This is a genomic window from Kitasatospora sp. NPDC059088 (genome assembly GCF_042738155.1).
GTDB lineage: Bacteria > Actinomycetota > Actinomycetes > Streptomycetales > Streptomycetaceae > Kitasatospora.
The window spans coordinates 45,001-63,464 of the sequence record NZ_JBHYGR010000034.1; the positions used below are offsets into that span (position 1 = coordinate 45,001).

At 73.7% G+C, this 18,464-nt stretch carries 15 protein-coding genes and 3 tRNA genes; 17 read left to right on the plus strand and 1 reads right to left on the minus strand.

Translation table 11 applies throughout. The features are described 5' to 3' along the window. Positions 1-8 precede the first annotated feature (8 nt). The 6 genes from obgE (at position 9) to ACFWXO_RS17665 (ending at position 6,871) form a co-directional block, all read left to right on the plus strand. Positions 9-1,484 (plus strand): GTPase ObgE, encoded by a 1,476-nt coding sequence (obgE, locus tag ACFWXO_RS17640; RefSeq protein ID WP_375893123.1) that lies wholly within the window; start codon positions 9-11, stop codon positions 1,482-1,484. A gap of 233 nt (positions 1,485-1,717) precedes the next feature. Then, on the plus strand, positions 1,718-2,854 hold the full coding sequence (gene proB, locus ACFWXO_RS17645) for a glutamate 5-kinase (RefSeq protein ID WP_375893124.1): 1,137 nt from the start codon (positions 1,718-1,720) through the stop codon (positions 2,852-2,854). A gap of 164 nt (positions 2,855-3,018) precedes the next feature. Then, positions 3,019-3,543 carry a hypothetical protein gene (locus ACFWXO_RS17650; RefSeq protein WP_375893126.1) on the plus strand — a complete coding sequence of 175 codons (525 nt, stop codon included), beginning with the start codon at positions 3,019-3,021 and terminating at the stop codon, positions 3,541-3,543. A 150-nt stretch (positions 3,544-3,693) separates the two neighbouring features. Next, entirely contained in the window at positions 3,694-5,016 is a 1,323-nt protein-coding gene (locus ACFWXO_RS17655) for a glutamate-5-semialdehyde dehydrogenase (protein WP_380524803.1), read from the plus strand. 112 nt (positions 5,017-5,128) lie between these two features. Then, positions 5,129-5,704, plus strand: a complete 576-nt coding sequence (locus ACFWXO_RS17660) for a hypothetical protein (protein WP_375893129.1) — start codon at positions 5,129-5,131, stop codon at positions 5,702-5,704. Between the two features lie 105 nt (positions 5,705-5,809). Next, complete coding sequence (locus ACFWXO_RS17665; protein ID WP_380524804.1) at positions 5,810-6,871, plus strand: hypothetical protein; 1,062 nt, start codon at positions 5,810-5,812, stop codon at positions 6,869-6,871. Positions 6,872-7,012: 141 nt separating this feature from the next. Here ACFWXO_RS17665 and ACFWXO_RS17670 read toward each other — a convergent pair whose 3' ends face one another. Then, the gene (locus ACFWXO_RS17670; protein WP_380403592.1) at positions 7,013-8,101 is read right to left on the minus strand and encodes a M48 family metallopeptidase; all 1,089 of its coding nucleotides are present in this window, start codon (positions 8,099-8,101) and stop codon (positions 7,013-7,015) included. A 320-nt stretch (positions 8,102-8,421) separates the two neighbouring features. On the opposite strand from ACFWXO_RS17670, the gene ACFWXO_RS17675 reads away from it, so the two are divergent. From ACFWXO_RS17675 to leuS, 11 genes are all read left to right on the plus strand, one after another. Continuing rightward, positions 8,422-8,568, plus strand: a complete 147-nt coding sequence (locus ACFWXO_RS17675) for a hypothetical protein (protein ID WP_188306314.1) — start codon at positions 8,422-8,424, stop codon at positions 8,566-8,568. Between the two features lie 152 nt (positions 8,569-8,720). Next, positions 8,721-8,870, plus strand: coding sequence for a hypothetical protein (locus ACFWXO_RS17680; RefSeq protein ID WP_350505430.1), 150 nt, complete (start codon positions 8,721-8,723; stop codon positions 8,868-8,870). 124 nt (positions 8,871-8,994) lie between these two features. Further along, entirely contained in the window at positions 8,995-9,627 is a 633-nt protein-coding gene (gene nadD / locus ACFWXO_RS17685; RefSeq protein ID WP_375893133.1) for a nicotinate-nucleotide adenylyltransferase, read from the plus strand. A gap of 13 nt (positions 9,628-9,640) precedes the next feature. Beyond that, complete coding sequence (locus ACFWXO_RS17690; protein ID WP_380524805.1) at positions 9,641-11,578, plus strand: LCP family protein; 1,938 nt, start codon at positions 9,641-9,643, stop codon at positions 11,576-11,578. 137 nt (positions 11,579-11,715) lie between these two features. Next, positions 11,716-12,174, plus strand: coding sequence for a ribosome silencing factor (gene rsfS, locus ACFWXO_RS17695; protein WP_375896675.1), 459 nt, complete (start codon positions 11,716-11,718; stop codon positions 12,172-12,174). Next, entirely contained in the window at positions 12,171-12,818 is a 648-nt protein-coding gene (locus ACFWXO_RS17700) for a histidine phosphatase family protein (protein WP_375896681.1), read from the plus strand. The genes rsfS and ACFWXO_RS17700 overlap by 4 nt, the downstream gene beginning before the upstream one ends. Positions 12,819-12,970: 152 nt before the next feature. Beyond that, positions 12,971-13,043, plus strand: a tRNA-Ala gene (locus tag ACFWXO_RS17705). Between the two features lie 55 nt (positions 13,044-13,098). Then, a tRNA-Ala gene (locus ACFWXO_RS17710) sits at positions 13,099-13,171 on the plus strand. Between the two features lie 344 nt (positions 13,172-13,515). Next, positions 13,516-13,588: transfer RNA gene (locus ACFWXO_RS17715), tRNA-Ala, on the plus strand. A 97-nt stretch (positions 13,589-13,685) separates the two neighbouring features. Continuing rightward, complete coding sequence (locus ACFWXO_RS17720; protein ID WP_380524806.1) at positions 13,686-15,002, plus strand: hypothetical protein; 1,317 nt, start codon at positions 13,686-13,688, stop codon at positions 15,000-15,002. A gap of 368 nt (positions 15,003-15,370) precedes the next feature. Continuing rightward, entirely contained in the window at positions 15,371-18,286 is a 2,916-nt protein-coding gene (leuS, locus tag ACFWXO_RS17725) for a leucine--tRNA ligase (RefSeq protein ID WP_380524807.1), read from the plus strand. Positions 18,287-18,464 lie beyond the last annotated feature (178 nt).

Genomic DNA, 18,464 nt, shown 5'->3' on the forward strand with positions numbered 1-18,464 from the left:
GCACAACCATGACCACCTTCGTGGACCGCGTCGAACTGCACGTCGCCGCGGGTAACGGAGGCCACGGCTGCGCCTCCGTTCACCGTGAGAAGTTCAAGCCGCTCGGCGGACCGGACGGGGGGAACGGCGGTGAGGGCGGCAGTGTCATCCTGACCGTGGACGCGCAGGTCACCACCCTGCTCGAGTACCACCACTCGCCCAAGCGCAAGGCCACCAACGGCAAGCCGGGCGCGGGCGGCAACCGCACCGGCGCCGAGGGCTCCGACCTCGTCCTGCTGGTGCCGGACGGCACCGTGGTGCTGGACCGCCAGGGCAACGTGCTCGCCGACCTGGTCGGCCACGGCACCAGCTTCGTCGCCGCCCAGGGCGGCCGCGGCGGCCTCGGCAACGCCGCGCTCTCCTCGGCCCGCCGCAAGGCGCCCGGCTTCGCGCTGCTCGGCGAGCCCGGCGAGGCCCGCGACATCGTGATGGAGCTCAAGTCCGTCGCCGACGTGGCGCTGGTCGGCTACCCGAGCGCCGGCAAGTCCTCGCTGATCTCGGTGCTCTCCGCCGCCAAGCCGAAGATCGCGGACTACCCGTTCACCACCCTGATCCCCAACCTCGGCGTGGTCACCGCGGGCGAAACCGTCTACACCATCGCCGACGTGCCCGGCCTGATCCCGGGCGCCAGCCAGGGCCGGGGCCTGGGCCTGGAGTTCCTGCGGCACGTCGAGCGCTGCTCGGTGCTGGTGCACGTGCTGGACTGCGCCACCCTGGAGCCCGGCCGCGACCCGCTGACCGACCTGGAGACCATCGAGGCCGAGCTCGCCGAGTACGGCGGTCTGGAGGACCGCCCGCGCCTGGTCGCGCTCAACAAGGTGGACGTCCCGGACGGCCAGGACATCGCCGACCTGACCCGTGCCTCGCTGGAGGAGCGCGGCTACCAGGTGTACGAGGTCTCCGCCGCCTCCCGCAAGGGCCTGCGCGAGCTGAGCTTCGCGGTGGCGAAGATCGTCGCCGAGGCGCGCGCCGCCAAGCCGGCCGAGGAGTCCACCCGGATCGTGATCCGGCCCACGGCCGTCGACGACGAGGGCTTCACCATCGAGGAGGAGGACGGCTCCTACCGCATCCGCGGCGTCAAGCCGGAGCGCTGGGTCCGCCAGACCGACTTCAGCAACGACGAGGCCGTCGGCTACCTGGCCGACCGGCTGGCCCGCCTCGGCATCGAGGACCGGCTGTGGAAGGTCGGCGCTCGCGAGGGCGACACCGTCATCATCGGCCCGGAGGAGAACGCCGTCGTCTTCGACTGGGAGCCGACCATGGCCGCCGGCGCCGAGATGCTCGGCCGCCGCGGTGAGGACCACCGGATGGAGACCCAGCGCCCGGCGGTCGACCGCCGCCGCGAGAAGCAGAAGGGCCGGGACGCGGCCGAGGCCGAGTACCTCGCCTTCGAGGCGCTCTCCAGCGGCCGGCAGGCCGCGATCGAGGACGACGAGGAGCACTGAGTCGACCCCGCCGCGCAGCGGACGGCCCCGCCACCTCGACAGGTGGCGGGGCCGTCCGCTGTGTTCCGGCATGACGCGCCGTCACCTCGCCCGAGGGGTCCGGAGCTTGAGCGGGGCGGGTCCAGCCGGTGAAACCCCCTGGGGGTGACCTGCGCGGATCGCGTAGATTTCGGCCATGGCGGCCGGGCCGGGCCCCGCCGCACCCGCACCACACCGGAAGGGCGTACAGCGAGATGAGCGAGGACTCACTGCGGGAGGAGGTGCTGACCGCACGGCGGATCGTGGTCAAGGTCGGCTCCTCCTCACTCACCACGGCGGCCGGCGGCCTGGACGCCGACCGGGTGGACGCCCTGGTGGACGCGCTCGCCAAGGCGCGCAGCCGCCCGGAGCCGCCGGAGGTGGTGCTCGTCTCCTCCGGTGCCATCGCCGCCGGGCTCGCCCCGCTCGGTCTGGACAAGCGGCCCAAGGACCTGGCCCGCCAGCAGGCCGCGGCCAGCGTCGGCCAGGGGCTGCTGGTCGCGCGGTACACCGCCTCCTTCGCCCGGTACGGCATCCGGGTCGGCCAGGTACTGCTCACCGCCGAGGACGCCAGCCGTCGCGCCCACTACCGCAACGCCTACCGGACACTGGACCAGCTGCTGGCGATGGGCGCGATGCCGGTCGTCAACGAGAACGACACCGTCGCCACCGCCGAAATCAAGTTCGGGGACAACGACCGGCTCGCCGCGCTGGTCGCCCACCTGGTCCGGGCCGACCTGCTGGTGCTGCTCTCCGACGTGGACGGCCTCTACGACGGCGACCCGTCCCGGCCCGGCACCAGCCGGATCGCCGAGGTGAGCGGCCCGCACGACCTCGACGGCATCCAGATCGGCAGCGCCGGCAAGGCGGGCGTGGGCACCGGCGGCATGGTCACCAAGGTGGAGGCGGCCCGGATCGCCACCGGCGCGGGCATCCCGGTGGTGCTCACCGCCGCCAGCCACGCCGCCGACGCGCTGGCCGGGCGGCCCACCGGCACGCTCTTCCGGCGCACCGGCAGCCGCACCTCCGACCGGATGCTCTGGCTGGCCCACGCCAGCAGCCCGCGCGGTGCCCTGCACCTGGACGCGGGCGCGGTCGAGGCGGTCGTCTCCGGCGGCGCCTCGCTGCTGCCCGCCGGGGTGACCAAGGTCGACGGGGACTTCGCCGCGGGTGATCCGGTGGACCTTCTTGCCGAAAACGGCCACATCGTGGCCCGCGGACTGGTCAACTTTGATGCGAGGGAGTTGCCCCGCCTGCTCGGCCGGTCCACCCGCGACCTGGCCCAGGAGTTCGGCGCCGGGTACGAGCGCGAGGTCGTCCACCGCGACGACCTGGTCGTTCTGCACGGCTGACCGGCCGTACGGCCGGCAGCGGCCGGACGGCGCGGCGCGGTCGGCGGGCCGCTCCGTACGGGAGCGGACCGGCCGCGGGCGAGGAGGGGCGCAGCCGTACCGGTCGGCCGGGGGCCGGCGGGCCGGTACGGGACGACACGAGATCGCCGAACAGGAGGCCGCCGGTGGAACGCAGGCGCGAGGCAGCGCTGACCGGAGGGACGGCGGGCCGGCGGCTGACCAGCATCGACGGCGGACGCGGGGACGGCCCCGCCGAGCCGGCCGGTCCGCCGTCGCAGGGGCCCGGCGGGGTGCGCCGGCTGCGGCCGCAGCGCGCGCAGGCGGCGGATCCGCCGAGCGTGCCGGAGCAGGCCCGGCTGTGGCACGTGGTGCTGAGCGTGGCCGGGCAGACCACCCCGCTGTCCGCGCTGCGGGCCTCGCTGGAGCGGCTGGCGCACGACCACTCGTTCTTCCTGACCGCCCGCTACGCGGCCGACCACGCCGAGATCCGCTACTGGGAGCAGGCCCGGGACCTGCACGACGCGGCGGCGATAGCGCTGCGGCTGTGGGGCGAGCACAAGGTGACCGCGAGCCTGCCGCCGTGGGAGATCGTCGGGCTGGAAGTGGTCGACCGGGCGACGTACCGCAAGCGGGTCGCCGAGGGCTTCGGCGATCCGCCGCCGCACCTGGGCGGGGTGCACCCGTACTGAGGGAGGGGCGCGGCCGTACCGGTGGTGGGGCGCGCTCGTGCTGAGGGCGGGGCGCGGGCCGTACCGAGGGCTCGCGGAGCCGTCCGGGCGGTGTCTCACCGGGCGAAATGACGGCTCGGCGGCGCGGGGGCAGTCGCTACCCTTGGCGGCATGACCAACGACCTCGCCACCGCCGACAGCCCCGTCCTCGCCGTAGCGCGCCGTGCCCGGGAGGCGGCCGCCGCGCTCGCCCCGCTGCCGCGCCGGGCCAAGGACGCCGCGCTGCTGGCGATCGCGGACGCGCTGGTCGCCCGCAGCGCCGAGATCGTCGCCGCCAACGCCGAGGACGTGGCCCGGGCCCGCGCGGCGGGGACGGCCGAGTCGGTGGTCGACCGGTTGAGCCTGACCGGCGAGCGGATCGCCGCGATCGCCTCGGACGTGCGGGACGTGGCCGGCCTGGCCGACCCGGTCGGCGAGGTGGTGCGCGGCTACACCCTGCCGAACGGCCTGGACGTGCGTCAGGTGCGGGTGCCGCTCGGCGTGGTCGGCATCATCTACGAGGCCCGGCCGAACGTCACCGTGGACGCCGCCGCGCTCTGCCTCAAGTCCGGCAACGCGGTGCTGCTGCGCGGCTCCGCCTCCGCCTACCGCTCCAACACCGCGCTGGTCGCCGTCCTGCGGGACGCCGTCGGCGCGGCCGGGCTGCCGGCCGACGTGATCCAGCTCGTCCCGGGGGAGAGCCGGGACTCGGTGCAGGAGCTGATGCGCGCCCGCGGCCTGGTCGACGTGCTGATCCCGCGCGGCGGCGCCTCGCTGATCCGCACCGTGGTCGAGGGTTCGACCGTCCCGGTGATCGAGACCGGCACCGGCAACTGTCACGTGTACGTGGACGCCCGGACCGACCTGGCGATGGCCGTCGGCATCCTGCTGAACTCCAAGGCGCAGCGGGTCAGCGTCTGCAACTCCGCCGAGACGCTGCTGGTGCACCAGGACGTCGCGGACGCCTTCCTGCCGCTCGCGCTGGCCGCCCTGGCCGGGGCCGGGGTGACGGTGCACGGCGACGAGGCGGTGCTCAAGGCCGCCGAGGGCACCGGCGTCACCGCGGTGCCCGCCACCGACGAGGACTGGGGCGCCGAGTACCTCTCGTACGACCTGGCGGCGGCCGTGGTGCCCTCGCTGGACGCGGCCGTGGAGCACATCCGCCGCTGGTCCTCGGGCCACACCGAGGCGATCGTCACCACCTCGCAGGCCGCCGCCCGCCGGTTCACCCAGTTGGTGGACTCGACCACGGTGGCCGTCAACGCCTCCACCCGGTTCACCGACGGCGGTGAGTTCGGCTTCGGCGCGGAGATCGGCATCTCCACCCAGAAGCTGCACGCCCGCGGCCCGATGGGCCTGCCGGAGCTGACCAGCACCAAGTACATCGTCACTGGTGACGGGCACGTCCGCGGCGAGGAGACGCAGACCGTGGGCGGGGGCGCGGACGCCGAGTGAGGGCGGGGCGCGGGCGCCGAACGGGGCGCCGCGCGGGGCGGTCGTCACACGGGTGACGGACCAACTGCCGGGAGCCACAGACAAATCGCCCGGCCGGTAATACGCTGAATCCGTGGCTGAGGATGTGGGGGGCTTGCCGTACCCCGACGGCGCCGACCACGGTGGTGCGGACGACGAGTTCGCCACCGTGGTCTTCGATGAGGCCTTCGTCCGGTCCGCCGCCGTGCACGAGCCGACCGCCAAGGAGCGGCAGCTCGCCGCCGCCGAGGCGCGGTTCGAGCCGGACTCCGCGGGACCGGGCTGGAGCTATGACGTGCCGGCTGCGGACGGGCTTCCGCTGGAGCTGCGCCCGTACCCGAGCGGACTCGACGAGGACCACCTCTACCCCGACCCCTGGTCGGGCCCGGGCCGGGCGACCGGCCGCCGGGGCCGGCGGTGGGGGCGGCGCTACGACCCGGTGCGGGCCCGCGGACGGTACGTGGCCCAGCAGCGCTGGCACCGGCCGGTGGCCTGGGTGCTCGCCGTGATCATGGGCGTGAGCCTGGTGGCGGTGGCGGTCGCGGCCGTCTACCAGGGCGTGGGCGGCTCCTCGGGGGCGCCCCGGCGCCCGGAGTCCGGCAGCAGCAGCCCGGGCGCGGACCCGCGGTCGGTGCCGGCCGAGCCGTCACTGGCGGCGTCGACGCCCTAAGGGAGTGTCCGGGGGCGCACGCCCCGGGGCGGTGGTCACGGAGCGTTCCCGGCAATCTGCGCCGGGGCCCTCGTGGCGGGCCCGGTGTGCGCCTACCCTGGTGCTATGGGTGACCCGCGCGAGCCTCCTGAGGGTACGCCCGAGGGCGGTTCCGGCAATGAGGACGAGTTCCGGTCCGTCGTCTTCGACGAGTCGTTCGTCCGGGCTGCCCGGATCCAGGAACTGTCCGCCCGGGAGCGGCTCGCGGGCTCCTTCGGCAAGGCCACCCGGGCCCGGGTGCGGCTCGGGCCGCTGGGCAGCGTGCCGCGTCAGGCGCTGGCCCTGCTGCTGCTCATCCTGCTGGCCTTCGGGGCCGCGGTGTACTTCGGGGTGAACTCGCCCAAGGGGATCCCGGCCCGGCCGGAGGGCAGTCAACTGACCGTCAGCCTGGTCGCGTTGAGCCCGGCTTCGGCCGTGCGCCCGGTCGCCGACCCGGCGCACCCGTTCGCGGCGCTGCCGACCGGGTACGGCGACGGGGCGGCCGGACTGAACACCCCGAGCGGCGCGGGCACCGAGCACTTCAGCAAGGTCGAGGTGACCAAGGCCCTCGACACCGTGCAGCGCTACCTGGTCGCCTCCTCGCTGGCGCCGGCGGAGCTGGTCCAGGGCGTCACCACGGACGTGCGGGTCTTCGTCACGCCCGGTGAGCAGGCCCAGTTCGACGCGAGCGTCGCCCAGCCGGTGGACGACCGGCACCACGCGGTGACCGGCTGGATCGTCCGTTTCGACCCGGCGCAGGTCGCGCTGGCCTCCGACACCGTGAAGGTGGTCGGCGCGATGCGGGTCGACGAGTCGGACGGCGGCACGCTGCAGATCACCACCGACCACACCTTCGTCTACGCGTTGAAGCCCGCCGGCGCCCCGGCCGGCGCCCCGGTCACCCTGGAGACGGTGCGGCGCGAGCTGACCTTCCAACTGGACCGGGTCGACCTGGGGCAGGCGCAGCTGCGGCTGGTGGACGCGGTGCTGCAGGCCGGCCCGGAGCCGTGCACCGCCTCGATGGCGGGCTTCCTGCAGCCGGTGCTGGCCACCGCGCAGGGCACCGCGGTGGCCGCGCCGACGCCGGTCGACCCGGGCAACCACGCGCGGCCGGCCTGGCAGGTGTGCGGGGTGCTGGCCGGGAGCTGAGCGGGGCGGGCGTCGGGGTGGTGGCGGCGTCGGGGGCGGCTTGGGCAGCGGGGCGGCGGGGCGGCGGCGGGGTGGCCGGTGACCCGGGCGGGGCACCGGCCGTCCCGTCGGAGGAGGCGGGGGAGAGGGCGGGGGCGGGGGTCAGCCGTCGGCGCGGTTCCCGGAGTCGCCGCGCTCCCCGGAGCCGTTGCGGGGGCCGGAGTCGTTGCGGCCGCCACCGGTGAAGGTGTCCCGCAGCTTGCCGCCGACCGTCGCGGCGCCGCCGGCCACGTCCCGCAGCAGGCCCATCAGCGGGTCCTTGCTCTCCTTCACCGAGGTCGTGTAGTGCTCGGCGGCGGCCTTCCACTGCTCGCCGACCGAGGTGTCCGGGTCGTCGGTGCGGCGCGGGTAGGCGCCGGCCAGGATCGAGCGGTACTCGTCGCTCTCCGCCCACTTCTTGAGCTGGGCGACCCGGACCACCGCGAACGGGTGGGTCTGCGGCAGCAGCTGGAGCAGCTTGAGCACGCCGTCGCGCAGGTCCCCGGCCTTCTCGTACTCCTCGGCCTGCTCCAGGAAGGCGTCGACGTTCATCTCGGCCAGGTTGTGCCCGCCGGCCAGCTTCATCAGGGCCCGCATGGACGCCTGGAGGTCCTGCCCGGCGAGCAGGCCGGCCCGGTCGCTGGACAGCTCGGCCTTGCGGAACCACTCCTTGAGCGCGGTGACGATGGCCATGATCGCCAGGTTGCCGAGCGGCACCCAGGCGATCCGGGTGGCGATGTTGGTGAGGATCATCAGCATCGTCCGGTAGACCGCGTGGCCGGACATCGCGTGGCCGACCTCGTGGCCGATGACGGAGCGCAGCTCCTCCTCGTCCAGCAGCTCGACCAGGCCGCTGGTGACCACGATGATCGGGGTGTCGATGCCGATGGTGAACGCGTTGACCGTCGGGTCCTGGCTGACGTACAGGTCCGGGACCTGCTCCAGGTCGAGCACGTAGGCGGCGTCGCGGACCATGCCGTACAGCTCGGGGAACTGGCGCTCGGAGGTCTTCACGGCGGTGGCCAGGAACATCAGCCGGATCGAGCGCTCGGAGACCAGCCCGGCGAGCTTGCGCAGGACGTCGTCGAAGCCGGAGAGCCGGCGCAGGGCGACCAGCGCCGAGCGGTCGGCGGGGTGCTCCCAGGCCCGGGTGGAGATCTCGGGGAAGCGCTGACGACGGCGGCTCGGTGCGTTCGCGGTCGTGTCGGTCATGGTCTGCGTACCTCCTGGTCGACGGCGGCCTCGGCGCAGCGCCCGGCCCCCCGCTGGTCTTCGCCGGCAGTGACTCGTCTGCAACGACTGCCTGTGCAACGTCCGCGGTTGCGTACTCGTCCCCGGGGGCGGGCCCGGGCACGGCCCCGGGCACGGCCGCGGTGGCGGTGCGGCGGCGGCTTGGCGGCGGGGCGGGGGCGGGTCGGGCGCGGCGCGGGGGCCGGTGGGCGCTGCCGGTGTGAGGCGGGTTTACCCTGAATGCCCTGGAGAACCGAGACCGGACCCGGCCGCGGTACCGAGCAGTTCGAGGAGTCCCTCAGATGTCCACCGAAGCGCTGGTCAGCCTGGCCGCACCCATCTCCGACGAGGCCGGCCCGGGCCTGTTCCTGCGGATCATCGTGATCGCCTCCTTCGTCGGGATCGGCCTGCTGGTCTGGATCATGGCCCGCGCCTTCCGGGGCCAGTAGACGCCGCGTCCCCCTCGGTTCGCTCACGCCCGGTCAGCGGCGGTGGGCCGCCGAGCGGTTGCCGCGTAACCCCCCGTACGATGACGGGTGGGCCCTCACCGGCCCGGAACCACCCCCAGGTCCGTCACCGAGCCGAGAAGGTCCCGCCGACCATGAGCACTGCTGCCGCACTCCCCGCCCTGAACCTCCTCGCCGAGGGGGGCAACCACGACAGCCTCAACCCGCTGCTGACGGGTGGCGCCGCGCTGTTCATCCTGGTTCTCCTGCTCTTCATCACCACCCGCTTCAACCGGGACCGCTGAGCTCCGTCCCGGGACCGCTCGGGGAGCGTCCGGCCGGTGCGCCGGCCGCTCCCTCACGCATCTGCGGACAACCCCCACACGGGCGTTCCCGCACCGCAACGGGCGTCGCGTAAGGTGTGGCGGCATGGGAGAGCAGGCCGGGAATCCCGGCGGACCGGAACCGGTGAAGAAGCGCCTCGGGGTGATGGGCGGCACCTTCGACCCGATCCACCACGGCCACCTGGTCGCCGCGAGCGAGGTGGCGAGCGCGTTCCACCTGGACGAGGTGATCTTCGTCCCGACCGGTGAGCCGTGGCAGAAGAGCGACCGCCAGGTCACCCCGGCCGAGGACCGCTACCTGATGACGGTCATCGCCACCGCCGAGAACCCGCAGTTCTCGGTGAGCCGGATCGACATCGACCGCGAGGGCCCGACCTACACCGTCGACACCCTGCGCGACCTGCACTCCCTGCACCCGGCCGCGGACCTCTTCTTCATCACCGGCGCCGACGCGCTGGCCCAGATCCTGTCCTGGCACGACTCGGACGAACTCTTCTCGCTGGCCCACTTCATCGGTTGCACCCGTCCGGGGCACACTCTGTCGGACGCCGGGCTTCCGGTGGGCGGGGTCTCCCTGGTGGAGGTCCCGGCGTTGGCCATCTCCTCCACGGACTGCCGCAACCGGGTCGCCAAGGGCGAGCCGGTCTGGTACCTCGTCCCGGACGGGGTGGTCCGCTACATCGACAAGCGGGCGCTCTACGCGCCGCACGGGACCTGAGCCAGGAGCGGGCGTGACCGATCGCAGCGGTAACGGCAGCGGCAACGGCGGGCAGCCGCAGGAGTGGTCCACCGGCCAGTACCAGCAGCCGTACCAGCAGTCGTACCAGGGCCAGGGCCAGGGCGAGGGGCACCCGCAGGGGCAGCAGCAGCCCCCGGCGTACGGGCAGCAGTACGAGGAGCAGCCGTACGGGTCGCAGACGTACGACCAGTACGGGCAGCCGGTGTACGGGCAGGGCTCGTACGGCGGGCAGCAGGCCCAGGCCCAGGCCCAGGGCTACCAGCAGGGCGGCCAGCAGGGCGGCCAGTTCCCGCAGCAGCAGTCGTACGGGCAGCAGGGGTACGAGCCGCAGCCGTACGAGCCGCCGACGTACGACCAGTACGGGCAGCCGGTGTACGGGCAGGACTCGTACGGGGGCTACCAGCAGCAGGGGTACCAGGCGTACCAGCAGCAGCCGTACCAGGCCGCACCGGCCGCGCCGGCCGGGCCGGTGGTCGCCGAGCCGCAGCCGACCGTGCCGCAGCCGTCCGCGCCGGAGCCGTCCGCGCCGGAGCCGTCCGCCCCGGCGGGGCCCGCCGCCGTGCCGCCGCCGCGCCGCCGGACCCCCCGGCCGGGTGCGGAGGCCGCCCCGGCCGCGCAGGCCGCGCCCTCCGAGCAGGTGGCCGGGGCCCGTCCCGGCAAGGCCGGCAGCCGGGCGCCCAAGGACTCCTACCAGACGGGCGAGTTCACCTTCGTCGACGAGGAGGCGGAGGAGTCCGAGGACGTCATCGACTGGTTGAAGTTCGCCGAGTCCCGCAGCGAGGTGCGCGCCGAGCGCCGCCGCAAGCTCAAGAACCGGCTGGTCGGCCTCGGCGTGGTGCTGGCGCTCGCGGCCGGCGGCGTCGGCGGCTACCTGTGGTTCACCGGGGACAAGCCGACCGCGGCCGCCGCGGCGGGCGGGCGGCAGGTCAACGTCGTCCACCTGCGCGACCTCCAGGGCAAGGTGTCCAGCGCGCTGCTGGTCGACGACGCCTCCGGGCACAAGGGCACGGTGCTGCTGCTGCCCGACGTGCTGCGGCTGCCCGGCCCGGGTGACCCGCCGGTGACCACGGTCGGCCAGGCCATGGACGCGATCGGCGCCTCGGCGACCCGCGACGGCCTGTCCACCGTGCTCGGCGCCCCGGTGGCCGGCACCTGGCGGCTGGACACCCCGTACCTGGAACTGCTGGTCTCCCAGCTCGGCGGCGTCCGGGTGGACACCAACGCCGAGACTCGCGAGGGCGGAAAGCCGGACGGCAAGCAGCTCTCCCCGGCGGGCAAGAACACCCTGCTCAGCGGGAAGGCCGCGGTCGCCTACGCCACCCTCCAGGCGCCCGGCGAGAACCGGGACGCCCAGCTGGCCCGGTTCGGCCAGGTCATGGACGCCGTGGTGCGCACCATGCCGACCACGTTCAAGGACGCCAAGGACGACGTGCACCGGATGAACGCGGTGCTCGACCCCTCGCTGCCCGAGGACGCCCTGGCCGGCGTGCTCACCCAGCTCGCCCAGCAGGCCAAGGACGGCCACTTCGGCACCGCCGCGCTGACCGTCAAGCCCGACGGCACCCTGGACGAGGCGACCGCCGGCAAGCAGGTCAAGGACGTGCTCGGCGGCACCGTGAAGTCCGCGGCGGCCGGCGACGCCCCCGCCCGGGTCTCGGTCCAGGACGCCTCCGGCAACGACGCGGCGGGCGCCGCGGCGCAGGTCCAGATCGTCAACTCGGGCCTGACGTTCATCCCGGGCGGCGCCAAGACCGCGCCGCAGGCCACCAGTGAGATCCGCTACACCGACGACGCCCGGCAGGGCGCGGCGAAGTCCCTGGCGACCAGCCTGGGGCTGCCGGACACGGCGGTGAAGAAGGTCGGCGACGCCCAGAACGCGGACCTGGTGGTCGTGCTCGGCAAGGACTACCAGCCGCCGAAGACCCAGTAGCGGACCGGCTCCGGCCCCTCGCCCGCCCCGCGGCCCCGGAAATGCGTTCCGAGGCCGCGGGGACGGCGTGAGATCCTGGAAGGCGACCCCTGCCGCCGTGCCGGGGCCGTCCCACGCCGCCGAGCCGGAAGAACACCGTGACCGTCACCGACCACAGCCAGCAGCTCATCAACGTCGCCGCCCAGGCGGCGGCCGACAAGCTCGCGCACAACATCATCGCCTTCGACGTCAGCGAGGTGCTGTCGATCACCGACGCCTTCCTGATCGCCTCCGCGAACAACGACCGCCAGGTCCGCTCGATCGCCGAGGAGATCGAGGACCAGCTGCGCGAGCAACTGGACATCAAGCCGGTGCGCCGCGAGGGCGAGCGCGAGGGCCGCTGGATCCTGCTCGACTACCTGGACATCGTCGTGCACGTCCAGCACTCCGAGGAGCGCTCCTTCTACTCGCTGGACCGCCTCTGGAAGGACTGCCCCGAGCTGCCGCTGCCCGAGGACGCCGTGGAGTCGCGCAACCGCCCCGACGCGATCACCGACGACGCCGGCAACGCCGTCGCCCCGGCCGACGACTTCGGCAAGCCCGAGGACCTGCACTGAGCAGGGATGCGCGCGGCCCGCGCGTCGTCTTCTGGCGGCACGGCCAGACCTCCTGGAACCTCGAATCGCGCTTCCAGGGCACCACGGACATCGACCTGACCGGCCAGGGCGTGCTGCAGGCCCAGCGGGCGGCCCGGCTGCTCTCCGGCCTGCACCCCGACCTGCTGATCTCCTCGGACCTCAAGCGCGCCCGGCGCACCGCCGACGAGCTGGCCCGGGTCACCGGACTGGACGTGCAGCACCACGAGGGGCTGCGGGAGACGTACGCGGGCTCCTGGCAGGGCCTGACCAACGCCGAGATCCGTGAGCGCCACCCGGAGGAGTACGCGGCCTGGGCGGCCGGGGAGCCGGTGCGCCGCGGTGGCGGCGAGCTGTCCACCGAGGTCGCCGACCGCTCGGTGCCGGTGGTGCTGGAGGCGGTCGCCAAGCTGCCGGAGAACGGCACCCTGGTCGTGGTCAGCCACGGCGGCACCATCCGGACCATGCTCGGGCGGCTGCTGGGGCTGGAGCCTCCCGTGTGGGAGTGCTTCGGCGGGCTGTCCAACTGCTGCTGGTCGGTGCTCGGCAGGGGGGCGCGCGGTTGGCGTCTGCTGGAGCACAACGCGGGCACGCTCCCGCAGCCGGTGATCGGCGACGACACCTGACGGCACTCGGCACCTGACGGCACTCGGCGACGGGGGCTTCGAGGGGCCCGGAAGGAGCGGATTTCGCAGTTCCGGGCCTGACCAGCTAGAGTCTTCCTCGTTCGCAGGGAAGGAACGCGGCCCGGAAGGGAAGCGGGAGATCCGGTGAGTGCGGGGCTATAGCTCAGTTGGTAGAGCGCTTGCATGGCATGCAAGAGGTCTGGGGTTCAATTCCCCATAGCTCCACTCCGCATCGGCGGTCGTGGAAATCGGAGTTCCGGAGCCAGGTCGCCAGTGTCGCGGGGCTATAGCTCAGTTGGTAGAGCGCTTGCATGGCATGCAAGAGGTCTGGGGTTCAATTCCCCATAGCTCCACAGTGGTTCGAGAGGCCGTCACCTGAGGGTGGCGGCCTTTCGCGCTTCCTGGGAGGGGATCGCGGGGTGGGGGCCCTCGGGGTCCTGTGCCCCGTACCCGCGCCCTGCTGTTCGCCCGGGTGCCGGCGGGGACGGTGCCAGGCGGGTCGGCTCGGCTCGGGTCGGGTCGGGTCGGGTCGGCTCGGGTCGGGTCGGCTCGGGGACCGGGGGTGCGGTGACCGGGGGTGCGGTGACCGGCCCGGGAAGCGGATTTCAGGAGCACCCCCAGGACCGTGTAAAGTAGTCGATGTCGCCGAGGGAAACCGGACGGAAACGACGGGAAACCCGGTGACATCGCAGGTCAAGGGGCTATAGCTCAGTTGGTAGAGCGCTTGCATGGCATGCAAGAGGTCTGGGGTTCAATTCCCCATAGCTCCACAGTGATCAAGAGCCGCCTCCCGTTACGGGGGGCGGCTCTTCGCCGTTGTGTGCATGCCACCGGCGGACGGGAGGGAAAGACCGCTACCGTCGTGCCATGGCCGATCTGCAGCGAAGGCGGAACGAGGAGCTGGCCCGGATACTGCACCAGCTCGGCTGGAGTCCGGAACGGCTCGCCCGTGAGGTGAGCCTCGCCCTCCCGCCGGGCCTGGCGATCAGCTCCACTGCCCCGTACAAGTGGCGCGACCGCGGCATGGTGCCGCGCAGCCCGCACGACCAGACGGTCTGCGAGGTGCTCAGCCGCACCCTCGGCATAGCCGTCACCTACGAGCAGCTCTGGGGCCGCATGGGCGGCCACCGCGGCGCCAAGATCCTCTCGCCCCGGCTGCTCACCGACCCGTGGACCGCCGACACCGCCCAGACCGCGCTGCGCGAGGCCGCCACCGACGCCGGACCGGTCCGGCTCACCGACCTGTTCCGCAGCGCCGACCTCGACCACGCCGCCGAACGGCTCTCCTCACCGCCACCGCCGGTCGGCGGCGGCGAGGGCGCGCTGCGCGTCGACCCCACCCTGGCCGGCGAGCTCGGCCTCTCCTACCGCAGCAAGCAGCGCCTCGAACGCTCCTGCGGCGGCGGCCTCGTCCTCGGCCCCACCCGCGCCGAACTCGCCATGCTGGCAAAGCTCCTGGAGCTCGGCGCGTACGACGAACGACTCGGCCGCGAACTGTACGGCACCGCCAGCAGGCTGGCCCGGCTGGCCGGCTGGGCCGCGTTCGACCTCGGCCACGACGCGGCCGCCCAGCGGGCCTTCGTCGCCGCGCTGCGCGCCGCCCACGTCAGCGGCGACGTCCGGCTCGGGGTCGCCGGGCTCGGCGCGCTGGTGGCCCTCGCCACCCAGGGCAGCGGCGGGCGCGGCCTGGACGCCGTCACCGCGCTGCGCACCGCCCTGGACGCCCACGGGCCCGCACTCAGCCCCACCGGGCGGGCCCGCCAGTACGGCAGGATCGCCCGCGCCCACGGCCGCCGCGGCGAGGCCGACCAGGCCGAGGCGGCCGCCGCCCGGGCCTTCGCCGAGATCGACGGCGTCCCCGGCACCGAGGAGGCCCGGGCCGACCTCGCCGGGATGGTGGGGGAGGGGCGGCTGGCGCTCGGTCAGCACCGGATGGCGAAGGCCCTGCTCGCCGAGGCCGTCGCCGGGCTCGGGTCGGGGCGCGCCCGGTCCAAGGCGCTGCTGATGGTCCGGCTGGCCGAGACCCACCGGCGGCTCGGCGACCAGCGGGAGGCCGCCCGGACGGCGGGGCTGGCGCGCGCGCTCGCGGCGGGGATGCAGTCGGAGCGGCTGGCCCGGGCGCTGCGGGACTTCGAGGCGGCGGGGCTGCGGGACGGCGGGACGGCGCGGGCGGCTGCGCCGTAGGCGGTGGGGGTGGGCGGTTGGCCGTGGTTCGGCGGTCGGCGGTCGGCTGTGGGGGTGGGCGGCTGTGCGGCGGTCGGTGGCGCGGCGCGGTTGGCCGTGGGGGCCGCAGGGGCGCGGTGCCGCCGGTGGGACGGCCAGGAGAGCCCTGACCTGCTTGCGGTACCCTGAGCCCATGCGAACCGTGCGCCTGCTCCTTAGCCGGCCGCGCTGACCAGGACCGGCCGCGCCCTCGGGCGGTGCCGGAGTCGGCGTGGCGTCCCCTCCTGCGAGGGGATTTTTTGTTTTCCGCCCCCGCCCGCGCCGTGGGAGGGGTCCACGGTCGGCCGCGTCGCGGTTCGCCAACTGACACCGATGGAGCTTGAAGGACCATGAGCGAGACGACCCCTGCGTCCGGCGCGGCCGAGACCGCGACCGAGCCGTTCCGGTACAGCGCCGCGCTGGCGGCGGAGATCGAGTCCCGCTGGCAGGACATCTGGGAGAAGGAGGGCACCTTCCACGCCCCCAACCCCACCGGTGAGCTGGCCGACCCGGCCGCCGGCGACGTCGCCGCGAAGCCGCACAGCTTCATCATGGACATGTTCCCGTACCCCTCGGGCGCGGGCCTGCACGTCGGCCACCCGCTGGGCTACATCGCCACCGACGTCTTCGCCCGATACCAGCGGATGACCGGCCACAACGTGCTGCACACGCTGGGCTACGACGCCTTCGGCCTGCCCGCCGAGCAGTACGCGGTGCAGACCGGCACCCACCCGCGGGTCTCCACCGAGGCCAACATCGCCAACATGCGCCACCAGCTGCGCCGGCTGGGCCTGGGCCACGACCCGCGCCGCTCGATCTCCACGATCGACCCGGACTACTACCGCTGGACGCAGTGGATCTTCCTGCAGATCTTCAACTCCTGGTACGACGAGGCGGCCGGCAAGGCCCGCCCGATCGCCGAGCTGGTCGCCCGGTTCGAGTCCGGCGAGCGTGAGGTGCCGGGCGGCCGCGCCTGGGCCGAACTGACCGCCGGTGAGCGCGACGAGGTGCTGGGCGAGTACCGCCTGGCGTACGCCAAGGAGGTGCCGGTCAACTGGTGCCCGGGCCTGGGCACCGTGCTGGCCAACGAGGAGGTCACCGCGGACGGCCGCTCCGAGCGCGGCAACTTCCCGGTGTTCAAGTCCAACCTGCGCCAGTGGATGATGCGCATCACCGCGTACTCCGACCGCCTGATCGCCGACCTGGACCTGCTGGACTGGCCCGAGGCCATCAAGCTGCAGCAGCGCAACTGGATCGGCCGCTCCGAGGGCGCCCGGGTCGACTTCGCGGTCGACGGCGGGAAGATCACCGTCTTCACCACCCGGCCCGACACCCTGTTCGGCGCCACCTACATGGTGCTGGCGCCCGAGCACGACCTGGTCGACTCGATCGTGCCCGCCGCCTGGCCGGAGGGCGTGCCCGCCGAGTGGACCGGCGGCGCCGCCACCCCCGCCGAGGCCGTCGCCGCCTACCGGGCCACCGCCGCCGCCAAGTCGGACGTCGAGCGCCAGGTCGAGGCCAAGGTCAAGACCGGCGTCTTCACCGGCGCCTACGCCGTCAACCCGGTCAGCGGCGCGTCCGTCCCGGTGTTCATCGCCGACTACGTGCTGATGGGCTACGGCACCGGCGCCATCATGGCCGTCCCCGCCCACGACCACCGCGACTTCGCCTTCGCCCGCGCCTTCGCGCTGCCGATGCGCTGCGTCGTCGAGCCCACCGACGGGCGCGGCTCGGACCCGGCGGAGTGGGACGACGCCTTCGACACCTACGACTCGGTCATCGTCAACTCGGTGCGCTCCGAGGGTGATTCGCCGCAGTCTGGGTCCCGGTCCTCGTCGCTGTCCCTGGACGGGCTGAGCGTGGTCGACGCCAAGGCCGCCGCCACCGCCTGGCTGGCCGAGCGCGGCATCGGCGAGGGCACCGTCAACTACCGCCTGCGCGACTGGCTGTTCAGCCGCCAGCGGTACTGGGGCGAGCCGTTCCCGATCGTCTACGACGAGGACGGCGTGATGCACGCGCTGCCCGAGTCGATGCTGCCGGTCGAGGTCCCCGAGGTCGACGACTACTCGCCGCGCACCTACGACGCGTTCGACTCCGCCTCCTCGCCGGAGACCCCGCTGTCCCGCAACGAGGACTGGGTCAACGTCGAGCTGGACCTGGGCGACGGCGTCCGCAGCTACCGCCGCGAGACCAACACCATGCCCAACTGGGCGGGTTCCTGCTGGTACGACCTGCGCTACGTCGACCCGACCAACGCCGACGCGGTGGCCGACCCGGCCAACGAGCGCTACTGGCTGGGCCCCACCGAGGCCAAGCCGGCCGGCGGCGCCGACCTGTACGTCGGCGGCGCCGAGCACGCCGTGCTGCACCTGCTGTACGCCCGCTTCTGGCACAAGGTGCTGCACGACCTGGGGCACGTCTCCTCCGTCGAGCCGTTCCACAAGCTGTTCAACCAGGGCATGATCACCGCGGACGTCTACCGCGACGAGCGCGGCTTCCCGGTGCCCGCCGCCGAGATCGAGGAGCGCGACGGCAAGTACTTCTGGCAGGGCGAGCCGGTCAAGCGCGAGGCCGGCAAGATGGGCAAGTCCCTGAAGAACGCCGTCGCCCCGGACGAGATCGCCGACGAGTACGGTGCGGACACCCTGCGCCTGTACGAGATGTCGATGGGCCCGCTGGACGTCTCCCGTCCGTGGGACACCCGGGCCGTCGTCGGCTCCTACCGCTTCCTGCAGCGGCTGTGGCGCAACGTCGTCTCCGAGGGCACCGGCGAACTGGTCGTCACGGACGAGGAGCCGGACGACGCGACGCTGCGCGCCCTGCACAAGGCGATCGACGGCATCCGCGGCGACATGGCCGGGCTGCGCTTCAACACGGCCGTCGCCAAGGCGATCGAGCTGAACAACTACCTGGTCAAGCGCGGCTCCACGCCGCGGGCCGTGGCCGAGCAGCTGGTGCTGATGGTCGCGCCGCTGGCCCCGCACATCGCCGAGGAGCTGTGGCGCCGCCTGGGCCACGGCGAGTCGCTGGCGCACACCGACTACCCGGTCGCGGACCCGGCGTACGTGGTCGACGAGTCGGTGACCTGCGTGGTGCAGATCAAGGGCAAGGTCAAGGCCCGGCTGGAGGTCGCGCCGAGCATCACGGACGCGGAGCTGGAGACGCTGGCGCTGGCGGACCCGGCGGTGGTCGCGGCGATCGGTGACGCGGCGGTGCGGAAGGTGATCGCGCGGGCGCCGAAGCTGGTGAACATCGTGACCGGCTGAGGTCGGTTCGGGACGGCTCCGGACAGGAGTTGATCGGGCGGGTGTCCTTCGGGGCGCCCGCCCGGTGTTCTGTCCGGTGTTCTGTCCGGACCTCGTGCGAGGGTGCGGGGAGGGGTGGTGCGGGGCGCGGGGTGCGAAGGGGCGCAGGGGCGCAGGTGGAGCGGGTGCGGGCCCTCCG

Coding starts and splice junctions, on each gene's coding strand:
- ACFWXO_RS17665 (WP_380524804.1), top strand. CDS start 5,810: ATGGGTGACCCGCGCGAGCCTCCTGAGGGTACGCCCGAGGGCGGTTCC.
- ACFWXO_RS17680 (WP_350505430.1), top strand. CDS start 8,721: ATGAGCACTGCTGCCGCACTCCCCGCCCTGAACCTCCTCGCCGAGGGG.
- obgE (WP_375893123.1), top strand. CDS start 9: ATGACCACCTTCGTGGACCGCGTCGAACTGCACGTCGCCGCGGGTAAC.
- nadD (WP_375893133.1), top strand. CDS start 8,995: ATGGGAGAGCAGGCCGGGAATCCCGGCGGACCGGAACCGGTGAAGAAG.
- ACFWXO_RS17720 (WP_380524806.1), top strand. CDS start 13,686: ATGGCCGATCTGCAGCGAAGGCGGAACGAGGAGCTGGCCCGGATACTG.
- proB (WP_375893124.1), top strand. CDS start 1,718: ATGAGCGAGGACTCACTGCGGGAGGAGGTGCTGACCGCACGGCGGATC.
- ACFWXO_RS17655 (WP_380524803.1), top strand. CDS start 3,694: ATGACCAACGACCTCGCCACCGCCGACAGCCCCGTCCTCGCCGTAGCG.
- leuS (WP_380524807.1), top strand. CDS start 15,371: ATGAGCGAGACGACCCCTGCGTCCGGCGCGGCCGAGACCGCGACCGAG.
- ACFWXO_RS17670 (WP_380403592.1), bottom strand. CDS start 8,101: ATGACCGACACGACCGCGAACGCACCGAGCCGCCGTCGTCAGCGCTTC.
- ACFWXO_RS17675 (WP_188306314.1), top strand. CDS start 8,422: ATGTCCACCGAAGCGCTGGTCAGCCTGGCCGCACCCATCTCCGACGAG.